The organism is Betaproteobacteria bacterium, from assembly GCA_009377585.1.
GTDB lineage: Bacteria > Pseudomonadota > Gammaproteobacteria > Burkholderiales > WYBJ01 > WYBJ01.
This window is the reverse complement of sequence record WHTS01000047.1, coordinates 1-19,890: the sequence shown is the minus strand read 5'-3', so window position 1 is coordinate 19,890 and position 19,890 is coordinate 1. Positions and strand designations below refer to the sequence as shown.

The window sequence follows — 19,890 nt, the reverse complement described above, 5'->3', positions numbered from 1 at the left end:
GGTGGTGTGGTTTTCGCCCGGGGTGGTGTGGTCTTCGGTTGAACGACGCATCACCGGACCGATGACCAGGTCCCGCGCCACGCTGGCGACGTGCAGCGGTGCGCACATCCTGCACGACGGCCTGACCGACGTGCTTTACGTGCTGCTGCCGGTGATCGCGCAAACCTTCGGGCTGAATTACGCGCAGATCGGCTTCATCCGCTCGGCCAACAAGGCAGCGCTCGCGGTGTTTCAATTGCCCGCGGGGCTCCTCGCCGAGCGCTATGGCGAGCGCAGCCTGCTCGCGCTCGGCACCGCCTGCGCCGGCATCGGCTTCGTCGCGCTCGGTTTCGCATCCGGCTTCGTCGCCATCCTGGTGGCGCTCTTCATCGCGGGCCTCGGTAGCGCATTCCAGCACCCCTTGTCCTCCTCGATGATCTCGAACGCCTACCCGGTCGACGGACGGCGCATCGCGCTGGGGACGTACAACTTCGCCGGCGATGTCGGCAAGGTCGGGGTGGCAAGTCTCTTCAGCGTGCTGATCGCCGCCGGCATGGGCTGGCAGGCACCGGCCATGGCAACCGGTGTGGTTGCCATGGCGGCGGCCGTGATCTTCTATGCGCTGTTGCGATCGGCCGGCATCGGCAACCGCCCGCCGCGCCTTCGTTCGAGCGTCGCCGAGCACGGCAATGGTGGCTGGGGGTTGAGCAATCGCGAGGGATTCATTGCGCTCACCGCGATCGAGATCGTCGACTCGTCCATGCGCAGCGCCTTTCTCACCTTCGTCGCCTTTCTCATGCTGGCGAAGGGCCTGCCGGAGGGCTGGGCGCTCATGTCGGTACCCCTGGCCGCGGCCGGTGGCATGGCGGGAAAGCTCGCCTGCGGCTTTCTCGCCGAGCGCTTCGGACCGGTGAGAACGATCGCGGTCACGCAAGCGACCTGTGCCGCCGGCATCGTCGCGCTGGTCTATCTGCCCGGGCTATCGGCGTATGTCCTGCTGCCGCTGGTGGGGCTCGCCTTGAACGGCACTTCGTCCGCGCTCTACGGGACCGTCGGTGACGTGGTCGAGCCGGAAAAGGTGTCGCGCGCCTTCGGCCTGTTCTACACCGTGGGATCGAGCTGCGGCGTGATCGCACCGCTTGCCTATGGCGTGCTCGCCGACCAGGTGGGCATCGAAACCACCGTGCTCTGCATCGCCGCCGTCACGGCCGTGTTCCTGCCTGCCACGCTCTGGCTCAAGCGCAGCCTCGGGCCCAAGCCGCGGCCGGCGTTCGGTTGAGCCTGCCAGCGCTCGCGTCAAAGCAGGTCGTTGAAAGACCCGCGCGAGTGTGCCAGCATGCGGGGCGCACTTGCAGCATCGGCGGCACTATCGCCGCGCAGAAAGCGACATTTCAATTTCCCTCACCCCCTGCCCCTCTCCCGGAGGGAGAGGGGAGCAAGATACATCGTCGGAGGACTCGCCATGGCGTCCAAGTTCATGCTGTGCAGCTTCAAGACCTGCCCCTGGGTGCAACGCGCGGCCATCGTTTTGCAGGCGAAGAAGATCGCCTATGACATCACCTACATCGACCGCGACAACCGCCCCGATTGGTTCCTTGCGGTCTCGCCGCATTCCAAGGTTCCGGTGGTGGTGATCAACGAAAAGGAAGCCCTGTTCGAATCCAACGCGATCGCCGAGTACCTGGACGAGACCGTCGCGCCTCGGCTGCATCCCGAGAACGCCCTGGCGCGTGCGCGCAATCGCGCCTGGACGGACTTCGTGCCGAGCTTCGCCAGCACGATTTCGAGCACGATGTACTCCGATTCGGAAGACGAGTTCAGGACCAAGGCCGCCAAGATCGCCGACCCCTTCGGCAAGCTCGAAGATGCCCTGGCCAAGCGCGGCAACGACGGGCCCTACTTCAATGGACCCAAGCTCTCTCTGGTCGATGCCGCTTATGCGCCGTTCCTGCAGCGCTATACGTTCATGGACCGGCTGCGCCCGCTGGGCGTCATCGAGCGCTTCCCTCACCTTGCCGCCTGGCGTGAAGCGCTGCTGGCCGAAGCCGCGGTCAAGGCGTCCACGGTAGCGAACATCGACGCTGTGTGGCAGGAGAACCTGATCGTGCGCAAACGCTGGCTCGGCACGTTCGTCTCCAAGGACGTGATCGGCGCCGCGCTGGTCGAGTAGCGGCGCGAGATGAATCGGCTCGCATCGCTGCGCTCCACGGATGCGAGCCGCGTTCCGGCGTGTGCAATGCCAGCCAGCTCGCGAACAAGCTAAGAATGCATGATGCATCTAAGGCCGGGTGGATTTATTTCCATCGACTCATGAACCCATTTCGCATCGGCTTGTGTGCGCTGACTCTTGCCGCCGCGCTGGTCCTCACGGCCTGCCAATCGACGCTGAGCTTGTTCCAGCCGGACAGCGACATCCGGGTGGGCTATGATGATTTCGGCGGCATCGTGAAAAGCGCGAACGGCGCCGAAGCCGGCGTCTGGGTGATCGCGGAGACGACCGATCTGCCGACCCGGTTCGCCAAGATCGTGGTCACGGACGATCAGGGCCGCTATCTCATGCCCGACCTGCCGCAGGCCAGCTACCGCGTGTGGGTGCGCGGCTACCGGCTGGTCGATTCACCCAAGGTCGAGGCTCGCCCCGGCACGCGACTGGATCTCAAGGCAGTGCTCGCGCCGAGCCCGGCCGCGGCCGCCGAGTACTACCCCGCCATCTACTGGTACTCGCTGCTCGGGATTCCGCCCGCAGCCGAATTTCCCGGCACCGGCACCGGCACCAACGGCAACGGCATCGCCGAAAACATCGGCAGCCAGCAGGAGTGGCTCAACAGCGTCAAGACCAACGGCTGCATGTCGTGCCATGCGCTCGGCACCAAGGCCACGCGCACGCTGCCCAAGGACTTCACGCACTTCAAGTCCTCGACCGAGGCCTGGGCGCGCCGCATCGCATCCGGCCAGGCGATGAACAACATGATCAACGTCGCCAACCGCCTGGGCACCGAGCGCTCGCTGAGTCTGTGGGCGGACTGGACCGATCGCATCGCGGCCGGCGAATTGCCGTTCGCCCAACCGCAACGCCCGCAAGGCATCGAGCGCAATGTCGTGCTGACGCTGTGGGACTGGAGCCGTAACACCGCGTACCTGCACGACCTGATCGGCACCGACAAGCGCAATCCGCGCGTCAACAACTACGGCAAGCTCTACGGCTCGCCCGAGAACAGCACCGACTACGTGCCGGTGCTCGATCCGCTGCGGCACAGCGCGACCGAGCTGCTGCATCCGGTGCGCGATCCGAAGACGCCTTCGCATCGTAACGACCCGATGGCGCCGTCGCCGTACTGGGGCGACAAGCCGATCTGGGACGCCCAGACCAGCAATCACAATCCGATGATGGACGAGCGCGGGCGGGTCTGGTTCACCGCGCGCATCCGGCCGTTCGACAATCCCGACTTCTGCAAGAAGGGATCGAACCATCCTTCGGCGCGCGTGTTCCCGCTCGCACGCGCCACGCGGCATCTGTCAATGTACAACGCCGACAGCGGGCGCTTCACGCTCATCAGCACGTGCTTCCAGACGCACCACCTGGTGTTCGCCGAAGACGCGAACCAAACGCTCTGGACCAGCAGCGGCGGCGCCGGCAACCAGGTGCTGGGCTGGCTCAATCGGCGCGTGTTCGACGAAACCGGCGACGAAGCGCGCGCGCAAGGCTGGACGCCGTTCGTGCTCGATGCCGACGGCAACGGCCAGCGCGACCCCTGGGTCGAGCCCAAGGCGCCGCTCGATCCGGCCAAGGACAAGCGGCTGGCAATCGGCCTCTACGCCGTCGGCGTGAATCCGCAGGACGGCTCGATCTGGGGCACCGCGCTCGGTTTCCCAGGCTACGTCGTGCGCGTGCAACCCGGCCCCGATCCCACGCATACCGCGATCACCGAGATCTTCGAACCGCCGCTGCCCGGCTACGGTCCGCGCGGGGGCGACATCGATCGCAACGGCGTATTCTGGGCCTCGCTTTCGAGCGGCCATCTCGCGGCCTTCGATCGGCGCAAGTGCAAGGGCCCGTTGAACGGACCGAACGCGGCAACGGGCCGTCATTGCCCGGAAGGCTGGACGCTCTATCCGTTCCCCGGCCCGCAGTTCAAGGACGTGACCGACCCGGGCAGCGCCGAATCGAGCTATTTCACCTGGGTGGACCAGTTCGATGCTTCGGGCTTGGGGCGCAACGTCCCGATCGCGACCGGCAACCTGAGCGATTCGTTGCACGCCCTGGTGGATGGAAAATTCGTGAATCTCGTCGTGCCCTACCCGATCGGCTTCTTCACCAAGTGGGTCGAGGGGCGCATCGACGATCCGAATGCCGGCTGGCGGGGACGTGCGCTATGGACGACCTATTCCACCCGCACCATGTTCCACCTCGAAGGCGGAACGGCGAACCGGCCCAAGGTCGTTCGCTTCCAGATCCGTCCCGATCCGCTCGCCCGCTAGTGAATGTTGGGCACGAGGAGAACCACACCACCCCGGCGCTACGCGCCACCCCTCCTCATGAGAGGAGGGGAGACGATCAACGATCTTACAATTCGAGAGCAGTTCCGAATTTCTTCGCCAGCGCCTGCATCGCCTGCCACGTTTTGTCGTCGACGTCGATGCCGCTCTTCGAGCGCTCCTTCTCGCGCCGCCACTCGATCTCGCCGGGATAGAGCACCTCGCTGAAGCCTTCGGCTGGCGGCGTCGACTTGAGGTAAGCCGCGAAGTCCGTCACCTCGCGCTTGAAGGTCGCCAGATCGCGCAGGGCGCCGACATTGAAGCAGGCGATGAAGCAGCCATCGTTGTGCCGTCCGGTCGGCTCCACGCCGAAACCGAGCCCGGGCAGGATGCCGGACAGGATCTCGACGATGGCAGAGAGTCCGTAGCCCTTGTGGCCCTCGGCGCCGCCGAGCGGCAGCAGGATGCCGCCGCGGTCATAGTCGCCCGGATCGGTGGTCGGGTTGCCATCCTTGTCGAGGATCCATCCTTCGGGGATCTTGTCGCCGCGCGCCTGCGCGAGCTTGATCTTTCCGACCGCGACGCCGGAGGTCGCCATGTCGATCACGAACGGCGCGGGAAGATCGGACGGCACCGCGATGGTGATGGGATTGGTGCCGAGCCGTGCTTCCCGGCCGCCGAAGGGCGTGACCGCCTTGGGCGAGCGGCCGGAATCCGCCGTCATCAGCGCGATCATGCCGGCCTGCGCCGCCAGGATGGGATAGGCGCCCACGCGCCCGATGTGGCTCTGGCGATGCACCGTGGTCGCGGCCACGTTGTGCTTCTTTGCCTTCTCGATGGTGAGCTGCATGGCGCGCTCGGCCACCACGTAGCCGAAGCCCCAGTTGCCATCGATGACCATCGTGGTATCGGTCTCGCGCACGATATCGAACGACGCACCGGGCACGATGTGCCCCTTGCCGATGCGATCGATATAGGTCGGAATCTGGATCACGCCGTGGCTGTCGTGCCCGGCGAGATTGGCCGCGACCGAGTAGCGCGCGACTGCGCGCGCTTCCTGCTCGCTCGCTCCGGCGCCCTGCAGCAATACGGCGACGATGTTTCGCAGTCGATCGGCGGCAATGCAAGGCATGGCGGTTCTCCGTGGAACGAGGAACCGCCAGTGTAGGAAGAAAGCGCGCAACGCGAAAGAGCAAGAGGACGAAACTGCGGCCGTTCAGGGTTTCAGGCGAAGCAGCAGGGAGAAGGCGCGCGGCTCACTCTTGCACAGGAAGGCGCCTGCGCTCCTTCAGCAACCCGGCACACACCTCGGCAGCGACCGGCCGCGCCAGATAGTACCCCTGCACCTGGTCGCAGCCATGCTGCACCAGGAACGCGAGCTGGGCCGGATTCTCGACTCCCTCGGCAATCACCTTCAGTCCCAGGCTGTGGGCCATGGAGATCACGGCAAGCGTGATGGCGGCATCGTTCGCGTCCGTGGGGATGTCGCGCACGAACGAGCGGTCGATCTTGAGCGCGTCGAGCGGGAATCGCTTCAGGTAGCTCAGGCTCGAATAGCCGGTGCCGAAATCGTCGATCGAAAGCCCCACCCCGAGCCGCTTCAGGTACTCCAGCGTGCGCGCCGCCTCGTGCGGGTTCACCATGAGCGAGCTCTCGGTGATCTCGAGCTCGAGCAGGGAAGGATCGAGACCGTGCGTGTGCAGAATGCGACTGATGGTGCTGCCGAGATCGGGCGCGAGAAATTCGCGCGCCGACAGGTTTACCGCCACCGGCACCGGTTCGATGCCGGCCCGCCGCCACTGCACGAGCTGCCGGCAGACCGCGTTGAGCACCCATTCGCTGGCCTGCACGATGAGACCCGTCTCCTCCAGCACGGGGATGAACTCGGCGGGCGGCACGAGACCGCGCTCGGGATGGCGCCAGCGCAGCAGCGCCTCGACGCCGGTAATCATCCCGCTCGCGACCGAGGTCTTCGGCTGGTAGTGCAGCATGAACTCGTCGCGTTCCAGCGCGCGGCGCAGGCTGCCTTCGAGCGTCAGCAGCCGCAGCGCGCGCGCGCTCATGTCCGGGGTGTAATAGCGGTAGGTGTTGCGCCCCTCCTCCTTCGCGCGGTACATCGCCGCGTCGGCGTTCTTGATGAGCGCTTCCGGCTCGACGCCATCGTCCGGGTACAGCGTAATGCCGATGCTGGTCGTGACGAAAATCTCCGAGCCCGAGAGCCGGAACGGCGCCTTGAAGTTCTTCATGATCTTGTGCGCGACGACGCTCGCATCGTCGCGCGACGAGAGGTTGGCGAGCACCACCGCGAACTCGTCGCCGCCGAGGCGTCCGACGGTGTCCGACGCCCGCACCGAGGCTGCCAGGCGTTGTGAGACCTGACGCAGCAGCTCGTCGCCCACGTCGTGGCCGAGCGTGTCGTTGATGTTCTTGAAGCGATCCACGTCCATGAACATCACGCCAGTGATCCAGCGGTTGCGCTTGGCCTGCACTAAGGCCTGCTTCAGCCGCTCGTAGAACAACACGCGGTTGGGCAATTCCGTGAGCACGTCGAAATGCGCGAGGTGCAGAAGCTTGCGCTCGGCGCGGTTGCGCTCGGTGACGTCGTTGATCACCGTGAGCCAGACGCGCCGGCCGCCGCGCTCGAACGCCCGCGCATTCGCTTCGATGTCGATTGGGCGCCGATCCTTGGTCATGTGACGGCGCTTGACCTGAAGGATCGATTCTTGCGGGCGGATGTGGCCGTTGCGCTCGTTGGCGAGCCGCTCCGAGGGATCCCACAGGTCGCGCACGGTCATGCGCAGGAACTCCTCGCGCGTGTAGCCGTAATGATCCATTGCCGCCTGGTTCACCGTGACGATCGCGCGGGTCGCGTCGTCCCGCAACAGTATCGGCAACGGACACGATTCGAAGATATCGCGGTAGCGCTCCTCGCTCACCCGCAGTGCCTGCTCGGCCTGCTTGCGCTGAATGAACTGGCCGATCTGGCGGCCGATCGATCCGACCGTTTGCAGGAGGACCTCGTCGGGCTTGCGGACGTCGCGGGCGAAGAATTCCATCACCCCTATGGTCTCGCCGTCGGCGGTGATCGGAAACGACAGCGCGCTATGAAACCCGAATGCGAGCGCCGAGTGGCGCCGGTTGAAGGTGGTGTTGGTGCGCATGTCCTCGATCCAGTGCGGCTTGCCTTCGAACCAGGCCGCACCGATGAGGCCGCCGGGATTGTGCCCGCGCAGCCGCGTCCAGGGTACTTCTTCGCCGGGCCCGAACGGCATTTCGCAAGCACTCCACAAGGCGTTGCGAATGAGGGTGCGATCCGGCTCGCTCCAGCACCAGTGCGTGCCGTAGCACCACCCGGCCGACTCGCACATGGTTCGTATGAGGGCGGGCATCGCCTCCTCGACCGTCGCCCCCTCGGCTAGGACCTTGGCGACCGCGTGTTCCATTGCGCGCCGCTGCACCGAAAGCACGCGCTCGCTGATGTCCTCGATAATGCGGATGAAGAACTGCGGCTTGCCGGAGGCATCCCGCACCAGGGAAACAGTCCGGTTCACCCAGACGGTGGAGCCGTCCTTGCGCACGTAGCGGCGCTCGGAAGCATACGACTGCATCGCCCCGTCGACCAGCTGCTGATGGAAGTTGCCGCGGTCACGGTCGGTGTCGCGAACGTCCGGGTGCAGGAGCTCGCGACCGCTGCGAGCGAGCAGCTCGGCCTCGCTGTAGCCGAGCATCTCGGTGAGGGCGCGGTTCGCGCGCAGGATGCGGCTGTCGGCGAATGCCGTGTGCATGATCCCGACCGGTGCGCTGTCGAACGTGGCCCGGTAGTTCTCTTCCAGCGAGCGGCGCGCCGAGATGTCTTCGATCACGCGAATGAAGTACATCGGTTTGCCGGCCGCATCCCGGGCCAGGGAAACGGTGCGGCTCGCCCACAGCACGCTGCCGTCCTTGCGCAGGTAGCGCTTCTGCTCCTGGAAGTTCTGCAACTTGCCTTCCCACATGCTCGAGCGGAACTCTCTGCCCTTGTCCTGATCGTCCGGATGCGTGAAGCCGGCCGCGGGTTGACCGATGAGCTCGTTTTCTGCGTAGCCCAGCATCGCGCAGAAGCGCCGGTTCACTTTCAGGTAGCGGCCGTCCAACGAGGTGTGTACGATTCCGACCGCAACCTGATCGAAGGTCTCGTGATAGCGCCGCTCGTGCTCGCGCGCCTGCGCTTCCGCCTGTTCGCGCGCATGGCGCATGCGCAAGGCCGAGATGCCGAACGAAAGATCGGCCGCAAGCTCGCCCAGCATTGAGATCTCGTCGCCATCGAACGCATCGGCTTCGCCGGCGTTGAACTCGATGGCGCCGAGGATGCGACCCTCCGCGGCCAGCGGCACGGCAGCCGAAGACCCCCAGCCGAAGCGGGCCGCATGCTGACGCTGATTGACGCAGCGCGGATCGCCGAATACGTCGCGCTCGATAGCGGCTTCGCCACTGGCGACGACCTGCGCCATCTTGCCGCGGTAGCTGCCGTCGGCTGCCCAGACCTGCAGCGACGACATCGGCGGCGCATCCTCGTCGTAGCCCGCGTGCGCGGCCACGCACACCGGCCGCAGCGCATCCCCGGTCGCGAAGCCGATCCAGGCCGTCTTGAAGCCGCCGCAATCGACTGCAATGCGGCACACTTCCCGCAGCATCGCCGCCTCGTCGCTTGCATGCACCAGCACGCGGTTGCAATTGGCCAAAACCTCGCGTGTCCGGCGCAGCCGCTCGAGCTGGTCCTGGGTGCGCTTGCGCTCGGTGATGTCTTCGATCACCTGGATGAGGTAAGGGGCGTCGTTGGCGGCATCCCGGGCCAGCGTCACCGTGCGGTTGGTCCAGATCCACTGGCCATCGCGGCGAACGAAGCGCTTCTGCGCGGTAAAGTGGTCGATCTCGCCCGCGAGCAGGCGTTGGCGCAGCGGATCGTGCTTGTCGCGATCCTCGGGATAGGTGAGGTCGCGTGTGGTGAACTTGCGCAGCTCCGCGGCTGCATAGCCGAGCATGGCGCACAGATGCGGATTGGCTTCGAGGATGCGATTGTCGACCGTGGTCTGGGCGATCCCGACCGGAACCTGGTGGAAGATCGAGCGGTAGCGCACGGCCGCCCCGGCCTCGGCGGAGAGCATCCAGTCGCACGACCCGCAAGCCGCCCCGGGCTGCACCCCTTCTGCGGGCGCGGCCTCGGCGCTGTCCTCCAGTTCATTTGCTTGCTTGCTTTGCACCGCAACCTCGAATTTGCCTCGCAACCGCGCGGCGCCAGAGTCCATGAGCGCCATCAACGGCCGCGCCGGTGCAAAGCTTGAACGAAGGTAAAGGGTGAGTGAGGGATGAAGGGTGAAGCTCGCTAACGCGCCCGCCACAGCCGAATGGTGTAGTTGCCCTTGCCCTTGGCGCGGTCGGAATGCCTCACTTGCGCGTAGTAGCGGCCTTCCACCAGGTCGGCTGCGATGCGAGCGTTGTAGGCCACGCCACTGTCGTCGTCCTCTGCGATCAGGGCGGTCGGGCTGTCGGGCCCGAACAGCTTCATCACCATGTTGGTGGGCCCTTTGGTATCGATGACGTGGCGCCCGGCGCGCTTGATCTCGAATGCGAACAGATCCTCCTCGCCGAACTGGCCGATGGCGGCCGTGGTGCGGCGGCGCGCATTGGGCTTGAGCTCCGTGGCCTCGGTCACGGTCGGCGCCGATCTGGGGTACATCTTCGCTCCGGCGATGAACTGTTTGTCGAGCGCGGACAAGGTTTCGTTCTGCTCGGTCGCGATCCCGTTCAGCGTCCACTCGGCCGGGAAGAAGTACAGCATGATCGATTCCGGATCGAAGATGGTGCCCTTGACCTGATCGGCGCTGTACTTGCGCAGGATGTTGTGCCGGGTGGTTGCCTCGTCCCAGAAGTTCGGCGACTGCGCGCATTCGCGTATGACGAGTTCCTCGTTCCACTGGATGCCGCCGGCCGGGTTCTGGTGCTCGTGCGCGAGGCCGATGGCGTGGCCGAATTCGTGCGCCGTGGTGCCGCCGTCCATGAAGCCCAGGTTCATGGTCGCTTCGTTGGCCGGAATGCCGCGGCAATCCGTGCCCACATAGCTCCATGCGCCATCGTTCGGATCGAAGCTGATGCGGATCTCGGCGTCGGGCCAGTCGCCGAACTCGAATTCCAGGTTGGCATGCTCGGCCCACCAGCCGGCCTGCTCCTGCACGACCCGGTGCTGCCCCGAGGTGCCGCCGAGAAAGCGCACCCGCAGCGTCGAACCGTTCATCCAGGTCTTGCCGATCGGCGCGATCGCACGCACGCGCCCGGCACGGCGCGCGGTTGCCTGCAGGCGCATCATGTCGCGGGGCAGGACACGATCAGTACAGACTCGGGCCCGCGGTGCTTTGGCTTGCTTGGCCATGGTCTCCTCCAGCGTTCGGTGGGCGAGCGGACTTGCGCTGGTAACGTAGATGTGGATGCAGGTGGAGTCAAGGAACTACTCGGCCACCGTGATCGCGACCGCACAGCAGACGGCGAGCACGAAGAAGACGAATGCCGCGGCCAGGTCCGTGCCGCGCCCCCGCGCGCGTTGGCGCAGAAACCGCCGTGGATGCCGTACGAGCGAAAACAGGTCCGGAAGGAACTGCGCGATCGGCTTCAACAAGCCATGCGCGCTGGACGATGGCTGCGCAGGGGCAGCCCCGGACAACGGTTCGGGTGGGCGCAGGCCGACGCTTGCGCGCGGCGCAATGCCGCGCCGTTCCAGTTGCCGGATCAGGGCCTCGGTATCGGCTTGCCAGCGCTTGTGGGAAAGCTCGATCGTATTGCGCGTATGCAGCGTGCGAATGGACGGGGGCAGGAGCTCGGCGTTCGGAGGCGCGGCATTCTCGACCAGCACCGGGACCAGAAGCGCGTCGGATTCCAGGGCGAGCTCGATTTCGCGGCGCACATAGTCGGAAGGATCGTCCAGGCGCCGGACGCCCTCCTCGCACAGATCGATCCAGTGCGGCCCCATGACGACCAGCACGGCGGTCGCGCCGGCGATCGCGTCCTCGATCGCGCGCTCGAAGTCCTCGCCGGCTTCGATCGTGTCGATGTCCCGGAAAACCTGCTCCGGGCCGAAATGGCTCGCCAGGCGGTCGAACAGCCGCCCGGCCGCAGCCGGCGCGTCCGCCCGGCGATAACTGAGGAAAATCTCGGGCAGGTGGGCCTCCCGCGCGCCCTCAGCTCGCCACCTTCTCCTTCTTCGCCTCGCCCGCCTTGACTGCCTCGCTCTTCTTCACCGGCGGAACCACCGGCACGATGCCGTTCATGAGCGAGGCCGGGATCACCTCGATCAGCTCGTCGACGCTGAACATGCCGTCGCCGCCCTTGTGCAGGGTCTTGTAGTCCTCGCCGAAGTAGTAGGTGTTGATGCGCCCGCGCTCGATGTGAAACACCTGGCCGTTGATGTAGTCGGCCTCGTCGAGGCACAGATAGGCGACCATCGGCGCGATGTATTCCGGTCCGCGCGGCAGCAGCGTGCGCTCGTACTCGGCCTTGGTCATGAGGCCGGATTCGAACTTGCGCCGGCGGTTCTCCTTCACCGCGTCGTTGACCGTCATGCGCGTATCGGCCGACGGACAGATCGCGTTGGCGGTGATGCCGTAGCGCGCCGCTTCCTTCGCGACAGAGCGCGTGAGCCCGATGATGCCGGCTTTGGACGCGCTGTAGTTGCACTGCCCGACCGAGCCCTTGAAGGCGTCGGAGGAGAAGTTGACGATGCGCCCGAACCCCGCCTGGCGCATGTACTTCACCGCGTGATGCGCCGTGTTCCAGTGGCCTTTCAGGTGCACGCTCACCACCGAGTCGAAGTCGTCCTCCGACATGTTCCAGATCATGCGCTCGCGCAGGTTGCCGGCGACGTTGACCAGGATGTCGATGGCGCCGAACTCGTCCACGCACTGCTTGATCATCAGCCCGGCCTTGAGATAGTCGGCCACCGAATCGTAGTTGGGAGCCGCGCGGCCGCCCGCCTTTTCGATCTCGGCCACGACCTCGTCGGCCGGCCGCTCCTCGGTCTTCTCGCCGCCGCGCCCTACGCCCGGATCGTTCACGATCACGCTCGCGCCCTGCCTGGCGAGCAACAACGCGACCTCGCGCCCGATACCGCGGCCGGCGCCCGTAACCACCGCTGCCTTACCCTTCAGATGCATCTCCTGCCTCCTGTCGACGATTCGCAAAGCGACTGGCAAGCCGCTTGCGCACTCATGCTATCCGGCTGGCGCTCGCGGCTGCGAACACCGGCCGCAGCCAAGCGGCATAGTATGCCCGGCGCCCGGGGTTGCCAATGCATAGTATGCCCGGCGCCCGGGGTTGCCAATGAACTGCGCCGGCCGTGCCGGCCCTCGGAACCGCATCCCGGCCCAGGCGGCGCTGTCGCCGCCCTGGCCTCACGGCCAGCCCGCCCAGGGGCCGCCCATTCGGGGATCGAGCGCCTCAGCTTCCGGTGAACTGCGCCGGCCGCCGTTCGGAGCTCGCCTTGACGCCCTCCTTGAAATCGTTGGTCGCGCGCAGCAGCGCCTGCTCGAATGCTTCGCGCTCGGTCGCCTCGCGGAACTCGTGCACCAGGTCCTTGTTCAGGCTCTCGCGCGTCGCCTGCAGGGACAAGGGGGCGATCTGCGCAAGCTCCGCCGCCATTTCCTGCGCCACCTGACGCACACGATCCTGCTCGGTCAAGCGGTCGGCGAGCCCCATGGCGACGGCTTCGTCGCCCGGAATGCGCTTGCCGGTGTAAGCAAGCCACTTGGCGCGCTGGTGTCCCACCAGCCGCGGCAAGGTCACCGTCATGCCGAAGCCCGGGTGATAGCCGAGCGCGGCGAAGTTGCACGCCAGCCGCGCCTCGTTGCAGGTGACCCGAAAATCGGCCACGAGCGCCAAGCCCAGTCCGGCGCCGATCGCGCTGCCGTGGACCGCCGCGATGATCGGCTTGCGCGTGGCCACCAGCCGCCGCGCCTCGTGGTAGAGATGACGCGGGCGCTGCACCGCCTTGCCGGCCGCCTCCTCCTCGATTCGCTTGCCGAGATTCGCGCCGGCGCAAAAGTGCTTGCCCGCGGCGGCCAATACGACTGCGCGGCAGTCCGGCTCCTCGTCGAGCGCCTCCAGGACCGAAGCGAGATTCGAGATCAGCTCGATGTCCAGGAAGTTGTTCGGCGGCCGCCGCATCTCCACCGTCGCGACATAGCCATCCATGCTCACGCCGACATCCTCGTTGCCCGCAACCATCGTCCGCTCCTTCGCTCGTTGATTCGTAGGAATGAGCCTGGATTCTATCGAGCTTTCGTATCGCTCGACCCGCTCGCGCTTCGCCGCGGTAATATCGGGCACAGGGGTTGCGCGGCGCGAGCCGACCATGCCAGCCGAACGCCAATGCGCCTCGCCACTATCAGTGTTGACCGCGTCGTGAGTCGGCTCGACAGAAGCCAGCCACCATTCATGAGTCGCGATCAGGGGTCGCCTTCCGTGGTGGATGCGCGGCGGGCCGCCGACGCAGCACAAGCTCGCTACCACGAACTGCAGCGCCGCAACGACGCCATGATCGCACGCCGGCGCGAGGCCATCGATCGGTGCGACTTGCCGCAGTCCCGCCGGCTCGCGCCCGAGCACCGCCATATCATTTCGGAGCTTCGCACCGCGGCGCATGACTGGAATCTCGCTGTAGCCCACCTGCTGGACGCGGAGCTGAACGAACGCGGCTACTGAAACGCGTACAACGCCGCGCACTGGTACCACTTCCACGGGCGAGCGCGGGGGCTTTCGCGTGTGCCGATAGTCGCTTTTCGCCGACAGGACCGCGTGCATCGCGCCCGCATGTGCGCAGGCGGGCACAATAGACGCTGCGCCAACTCCCCGTCAGACTTCGTGGTCGCGGGAGCTCGTTATGTCTTCCGGGTGTGTCGGCGCGAGGATGCCATGACCGGCGTATACGATCTGCAACTCGTTGTCCTGTCGGTCGTCGTCGCCAGCGTCGCCTCGTACACGGCGCTCGATCTCGCTTCCCACATCTATAGCCGCAGACATGCTTCCGTGTTGTGGCTGATCGGCGGCGCGGCTGCGCTGGGCATCGGGATCTGGTCGATGCATTTCATCGGCATGCTCGCCTTCCGGCTGCCCATTCCGATCGCTTACGAAGCGCCGTTGACGCTGTTGTCCTTGCTCATCGCCATTGTCGTCTCCGCCTTTGCATTGTTCGCGATGCAACGCCCGGTTCTGCGCGCGACCGGACTGTGGCTGAGCGCGACGCTGATCGGGGTGGGCATATCCTCGATGCACTATACGGGCATGCTCGCGATGGCGATGGATCCTCCCATCCGCTACCGGCCATTCGGATTCGTGCTGTCCGTGCTGATCGCCATTGTGGCCGCGTTCGTGGCGCTGTGGATGGCATTCGAATTGCGCAAAAAGCACGACAGCATGGCGGTGCTGGTGCGGGTCGGGAGCGCCTGCGTGATGGGACTGGCGATCAGCGGCATGCACTACATGGGAATGTGGGCCGCGCAGTTCGCCCCGGACAGCATCTGCCAGGCCTCCGGCCTGGCCGGCAGCATCGAGGACTCGGTGCTTGCCACGGCGGTGGGCACGGGAAGTCTCATCATCCTCAGCGCGACCCTCGGCCTGTCGGCGTACAACGCGCACGTCGCTGCCCGCACCGCCACGTTGGCCAAGGCGCTGCAGGCTGCGAACGAGCAGCTGCGCGCCGCGAGCTTCTACGACCCGTTGACCAAGCTTCCGAACCGCGTTCTGCTCGAGGATCGATCGCGGCAGGCGATGTTGCGCTCGAAGCGCAACCGCACCCGCTTCGCGCTGCTCTTCATCGACCTGGACCGGTTCAAACCGGTCAACGATTCGTTCGGGCATCATACCGGCGACGCGCTGCTCATCCGCGTCGGCGATCGTCTCACGCGCGCGGTGCGCGAGGAGGACACGGTCGCTCGCACCGGCGGCGACGAGTTCGTCGTGCTGCTTTCTTCCGTGGCGCATCCGGCCGCCTTGGGTATGGTCTGCGAAAAGATCCTGCAGGAGCTGTCGCGTCCGTTTCTTGTCGATCATCAGGAATTGTCGATCTCCTGCAGCATCGGCGCCAGCATCTATCCCGACGACAGCGAGGACCCGCGCACGCTCATGATCAACGCCGACAAGGCGATGTATCGAGCGAAGAGTGCGGGACGAAACGGCTATCGATTGTTCGGCCCGATGGGCGCCCAGGGATTTCGCTGAGCCCTCGCACGCGCCACCACAGCGCCCCGCAAGCGTTTCTAACGAGTCCCGGGAGGCATAACCGATCGGGTGCCTTCGAGCAGACGCGATACAGCCGCGTGCATAGGAACAAGCGCGAAAGCGCTCAAGTCGCGGAGGCGTCGGACGTTAAGTCTTGCGATCGAGACCGTTTGCCGCCAAAGGTATCGCCGTGCTGAAACGCTTCACCATCGTCAATCGAATCCGGATCATGGCCGGCGTATCGATCGTCCTGCTGTGCCTCGCCGCGGTTCCGGGCTGGCTGGGCGTGCAGGCAACGACCGCAGGCATCCGCAACATCCATACGAAGTTCTCGCTTGCCTCGCAGGCGCTGGCCGCGGTCGAGAGCGACATGTACCGCGCGCGCATGTCGCTCATGACCGCGCTGGCTTCCGACGACTTCGCGGACAACCAACGGCTGTTGAAGAACCTCACGAGCCGCTTCGACAAGACTCGCCAGACCTGGGCCGCCTACATGGCCACCGGCATCGACGGCGAGGAGCTGGCGCTCGCGCGCGATGCCGAGCAAACGTTCAACAAGCTGATCGACGGCGTGTTCGCGCCGGCGGCCGAGGCGCTGCGCGCCAACAGTGCCGACGCTGCTCGCGTGGTGCTGTTCACGCCGGAGAATCGTAAGATGCTTTCGATCACGCGCGAGAAGCTGGAAAAGCTGGTCGCCGTGCAACACGCGCACTCGCAGGCCGAATACGAGCGCGCGGTCGAGCGCGCCAACCGTACCTCGTTCACCCTGATTGCCATCTTTGCCTTCGCTGCGACCACGCTCGCCGTCGTCGGCCTCTTCATCGGCCGCTCGGTGGCTGTTCCCCTGCGCGCCATGCAATGCGCGCTGGTCGAAGCCGAGCGCGACAGCGACCTCACCCGGCGGGTCCACGCCGAGGGCAAGGACGAAGTCGGGCAAACCGCACGCGCCTTCAACGCCCTGATGGAATCGCTGCAGACGACGCTGCAGCAGGTGGTGACAAGCGCCGAACAGGTTGCCGGCAGGGCAGCGGAGGTGGCAGTCGCATCCGGTCAGGTGAAGGACAGTGCGCGGGCGCAAGCGGAATCGGCCGCATCCACCGCCGCCGCCATCGAGCAGGTGACGGTAAGCATCGGTCAGGTGGCGGACAACGCCGATGAAACCCGGGCCACCGCCGAGCAGGCACGCGCACTCGCCTCCAGCGGCGAAGCGACCGCACAGCGCTCGGCGGCGCAGAGCGCTGTTACCAACGAGTCGATGGCCGCCTCGATGGCGGTCATTCGCAATCTCTCGCAGCGCTCGGAAGAGATCTCGGGCATCGCAAAAGTCATCGGCGATATCGCCGGTCAGACCAACCTGCTCGCCCTGAACGCGGCCATCGAGGCCGCGCGCGCCGGCGAGCAAGGACGCGGTTTCGCGGTGGTCGCGGACGAGGTGCGCAAGCTCGCCGAGCGCACCGCCGCCTCGACCAGCGAGATCACGCGCACGATCGAAGCGATTCAGAATGAAGTCGCGACTGCGGTGGAGCGGCTGCAGAGCAACAGCGACGAAGTGTCGCGGGGCAAGGCGTTGGCCGAGGAAGTGGCCAGCACGCTCGCGCAGATCAATGCCGGCGCCGCTGGCACGTTGGAGCGCGTGAGCGACATCAGCTCGGCGGCCAAGGAACAATCCTCTGCCTCCAACGACATCGCGCACAACGTCGAGCACATGGCGCACATGACCGAAGAGACCAACGCGGCCATCGCGCAGGTCTCGGCAGCGGCCGAAGACATGCGCCTGCTCTCTTCCCAGCTGCACGCCGGGGTGACGCGCTTCAGGACCGTCTGAGCGGCTGCGCCTCGAGCAGATCGCCGATCCGCCACGCCCGGTGCTGCACTTGGCGCTGGGATGATCGCAGCCGCGGCAGCGCCTGGAAAAACACCTCCTGCTCGGGGGCTTTCATTCCGGTCGTGGCAACCTCCTTCAACGCGTCGACGTTGCAAATGTCGGGCCGCGTATAGAAGGTTGCGGATCGGAATCGATCCGATCGACCGCGTGAGGCCCGCAAGACCGGAACGCGACCGTGGCCACACACACGACCGCATGCAGGAGGCATTGAATGGCTGCCCGACTCGACGCCCATGGCGAACCGCAAGCGACCCCTGGCCCTGGCTCGGGCCCGGCGAACGCGCCCGAGAACATCCAGATCGTTCCGACCGGCAAGGCGCTCGGCGCGGAGATCCGCGGGATGGACCTTGCCCAGCCCGTACCCGAAGCAGCCAAGGCGAAGCTGCGCCAGGCCTGGGCGGATCATCTGGTGCTGCTGTGGCGCGATCAGAAGCTGCCGGACGACTCGTTCCTGCAAGCCGCGGAGATTTTCGGTGCGACCAAGGAGCCGGCCGCGCGCAAGTACGAGCTGGCCGGCGGCTACAAGGTCGGCGGCAAGCGCGTGCCGCTCAATCCGCGCGTGAGCCTCATTTCCAACCTCGACGAAGAAGGCAATCCGGTCCTGCACAACGGCGGACTGGGCAGCTACGAGGTGGTGTGGCACAGCGATAATTCCTACGTCGAGCAGCCGCCGGCGGGCAGCATGCTCTACGCCGTCATCATCCCGGACAACGGCGGCGGCGATACCTATTTCAACAATCAGTACCTCGCTTACGAGGAACTGCCGGCGGAGCTCGCGCAGGCGACCGCGGGCAAGTCGCAGCGGCACGACGCGAGCCGCAACAGCGCCGGCGTGCTGCGTCCCACCGTGAAGCTGCCGACGACGCCGGAAGAAGTCCCGGGACCCACGCATTCGCTCGTGCGGATGCATCCTGCAACAGGCAGGAAGGCACTCTACCTCGGACGCCGGCGCGATTGGCCGTCGAACTACATCCTCGGCATGCCGAACGACGAGAGCGAACGGCTGCTCGACCAACTGTGGGCGCATGCGACCCAGGAGAAGTACGCGTGGGGTCACAAGTGGCGGGTCGGCGACCTGATTCTGTGGGACAACCGCTGCGCCATGCACTACCGCACGCCGGTCGATCCGCAGCAGGCGCGCGTGCTGCTGCGCACGGTGATTCAGGGCGAGGCGCTGATTCCGGCCTGAGAGATCAGCGGGGCCTTGCGCGGGAATGAGGGAGAGACGGCACGATACAAGCATCGCGGCTTGCGCCCTGGAACCTCGCGTGCCGTCTCGTCCCTCACCCCCAGCCCCTCTCCCAGGGGGAGAGGGGAGCGTCGTGCTGCCCGCTGGAGCGGGCAGGTTCCTGGGTAGCGGGGTTCGCGAGGCGGAAATGACGTAGAACGGGAGAACCGCGATGGGCAAGCACATCGTGTTCATCGGAGCCGGCGCCGTCGGCGGCTATGTCGGAGGGCAGCTCACGCGCGCGGGCGAGGACGTCACCCTGGTCGATGCGTGGCCGGAACACGTGCATGCGATGCGCGGCCAGGGCCTGCGCCTGAGCGGTTCGCAAGGCGAACACGTGGTTCGGGTCCGTGCCTGCGGCCTGGATGAGGTGCAGGGCTTTGTGCGCAAGCCGGTCGACATTGCCATCGTCTGCACGAAGTCCTACGACACCGAATGGGCTGCGACGATGATCGCGCCGTACCTGGCGGCAACGGGCTACGTGGTCTCGATGCAGAACGGCATCAACGAAGAGCGCATCGCGCGTGCGGTCGGCTGGGGCCGTACCGTCGGGACGACGGTCAGCACCATCAGCGTCAACGCCTACCAGCCCGGATGCGTGCGCCGCTACCAGCAACCGGGCAGCGCGACTGGGTGTGCGGCTCGCTGCGGAAGCGGTTGCGGTGGGACGAGCCCACGGCTACGAGCTGGGGTCGGTGCTCGGTATTGCAGCCGACGATTGGTACGCGGCCGGCGCGCTCGACGACCCGGCGGCCATCGAGCGCGTTCGGGCCGGGCTCACCGCCTGGATGGCGACCCTGCTGGAGCCGTCCCACTCATCGGTCGGCCGCGACGTGCAGCGGGGCCGCCGCTCCGAGATCGACTTCACCAACGGCCTGGTCGCCGACAAGGCGCGCGAGGCGGGTGTGCCTGCGCCCACGCACGCGGCCGTCACCGAAATCGTACGGCGCATCGATCGCGGAGAGCTCGCGCCCTCCCCGTCGAACATCGACCCTCTCCCCGATTATTGATCGTTCCGTATTGGACGACAGTCCAATACGGACGCGACGCTCCCCTCTCCCCCCGGGAGAGGGGTTGGGGG

Annotated in this window: 14 protein-coding genes and 1 pseudogene; 9 read left to right on the top strand and 6 right to left on the bottom strand. The window is 66.2% G+C overall.

Annotated features, from left to right (window positions below):
* The first annotated feature begins 61 nt into the window (after positions 1 to 61).
* From GEV05_15785 to GEV05_15775, 3 genes are all read left to right on the top strand, one after another.
* On the top strand, positions 62 to 1,258 hold the full coding sequence (locus GEV05_15785; protein MPZ44828.1) for an MFS transporter: 1,197 nt from the start codon (positions 62 to 64) through the stop codon (positions 1,256 to 1,258).
* A 57-nt stretch (positions 1,259 to 1,315) separates the two neighbouring features.
* Positions 1,316 to 2,149: a glutathione S-transferase family protein gene (locus GEV05_15780; protein ID MPZ44827.1), complete on the top strand. Its 834-nt coding sequence runs from the start codon at positions 1,316 to 1,318 to the stop codon at positions 2,147 to 2,149.
* A 95-nt stretch (positions 2,150 to 2,244) separates the two neighbouring features.
* The gene (locus GEV05_15775) at positions 2,245 to 4,458 is read left to right on the top strand and encodes a carboxypeptidase regulatory-like domain-containing protein (GenBank protein MPZ44826.1); all 2,214 of its coding nucleotides are present in this window, start codon (positions 2,245 to 2,247) and stop codon (positions 4,456 to 4,458) included.
* Between the two features lie 85 nt (positions 4,459 to 4,543).
* Here GEV05_15775 and GEV05_15770 read toward each other — a convergent pair whose 3' ends face one another.
* The 6 genes from GEV05_15770 to GEV05_15745 form a co-directional block, all read right to left on the bottom strand.
* Positions 4,544 to 5,587 carry an Ldh family oxidoreductase gene (locus GEV05_15770; GenBank protein ID MPZ44825.1) on the bottom strand — a complete coding sequence of 348 codons (1,044 nt, stop codon included), beginning with the start codon at positions 5,585 to 5,587 and terminating at the stop codon, positions 4,544 to 4,546.
* 124 nt (positions 5,588 to 5,711) lie between these two features.
* Positions 5,712 to 9,749 (bottom strand): PAS domain S-box protein, encoded by a 4,038-nt coding sequence (locus GEV05_15765; protein ID MPZ44824.1) that lies wholly within the window; start codon positions 9,747 to 9,749, stop codon positions 5,712 to 5,714.
* Positions 9,750 to 9,817: 68 nt separating this feature from the next.
* Positions 9,818 to 10,861, bottom strand: coding sequence for a peptidase (locus GEV05_15760; protein MPZ44823.1), 1,044 nt, complete (start codon positions 10,859 to 10,861; stop codon positions 9,818 to 9,820).
* A 75-nt stretch (positions 10,862 to 10,936) separates the two neighbouring features.
* A complete protein-coding gene (locus GEV05_15755) occupies positions 10,937 to 11,644 on the bottom strand; it encodes a TIR domain-containing protein (protein ID MPZ44822.1) in 708 nt (235 codons plus the stop codon).
* A 19-nt stretch (positions 11,645 to 11,663) separates the two neighbouring features.
* Positions 11,664 to 12,635 (bottom strand): SDR family oxidoreductase, encoded by a 972-nt coding sequence (locus GEV05_15750; GenBank protein ID MPZ44821.1) that lies wholly within the window; start codon positions 12,633 to 12,635, stop codon positions 11,664 to 11,666.
* Between the two features lie 283 nt (positions 12,636 to 12,918).
* Entirely contained in the window at positions 12,919 to 13,704 is a 786-nt protein-coding gene (locus GEV05_15745) for an enoyl-CoA hydratase/isomerase family protein (protein ID MPZ44820.1), read from the bottom strand.
* A 144-nt stretch (positions 13,705 to 13,848) separates the two neighbouring features.
* Between GEV05_15745 and GEV05_15740 the strand changes: the two genes are divergently transcribed.
* The 6 genes and pseudogenes from GEV05_15740 (at position 13,849) to GEV05_15715 (ending at position 19,819) form a co-directional block, all read left to right on the top strand.
* Positions 13,849 to 14,181 carry a hypothetical protein gene (locus GEV05_15740; GenBank protein ID MPZ44819.1) on the top strand — a complete coding sequence of 111 codons (333 nt, stop codon included), beginning with the start codon at positions 13,849 to 13,851 and terminating at the stop codon, positions 14,179 to 14,181.
* A 93-nt stretch (positions 14,182 to 14,274) separates the two neighbouring features.
* Positions 14,275 to 15,696, top strand: a complete 1,422-nt coding sequence (locus GEV05_15735) for a diguanylate cyclase (protein ID MPZ44818.1) — start codon at positions 14,275 to 14,277, stop codon at positions 15,694 to 15,696.
* Positions 15,697 to 15,850: 154 nt separating this feature from the next.
* Positions 15,851 to 17,521: a HAMP domain-containing protein gene (locus GEV05_15730; protein ID MPZ44817.1), complete on the top strand. Its 1,671-nt coding sequence runs from the start codon at positions 15,851 to 15,853 to the stop codon at positions 17,519 to 17,521.
* A gap of 271 nt (positions 17,522 to 17,792) precedes the next feature.
* A complete protein-coding gene (locus tag GEV05_15725; protein ID MPZ44816.1) occupies positions 17,793 to 18,770 on the top strand; it encodes a TauD/TfdA family dioxygenase in 978 nt (325 codons plus the stop codon).
* Between the two features lie 211 nt (positions 18,771 to 18,981).
* Positions 18,982 to 19,422, top strand: a pseudogene (locus GEV05_15720) (hypothetical protein).
* Complete coding sequence (locus GEV05_15715; protein MPZ44815.1) at positions 19,334 to 19,819, top strand: hypothetical protein; 486 nt, start codon at positions 19,334 to 19,336, stop codon at positions 19,817 to 19,819. The pseudogene GEV05_15720 and the gene GEV05_15715 overlap by 89 nt, the downstream one beginning before the upstream one ends.
* Positions 19,820 to 19,890 lie beyond the last annotated feature (71 nt).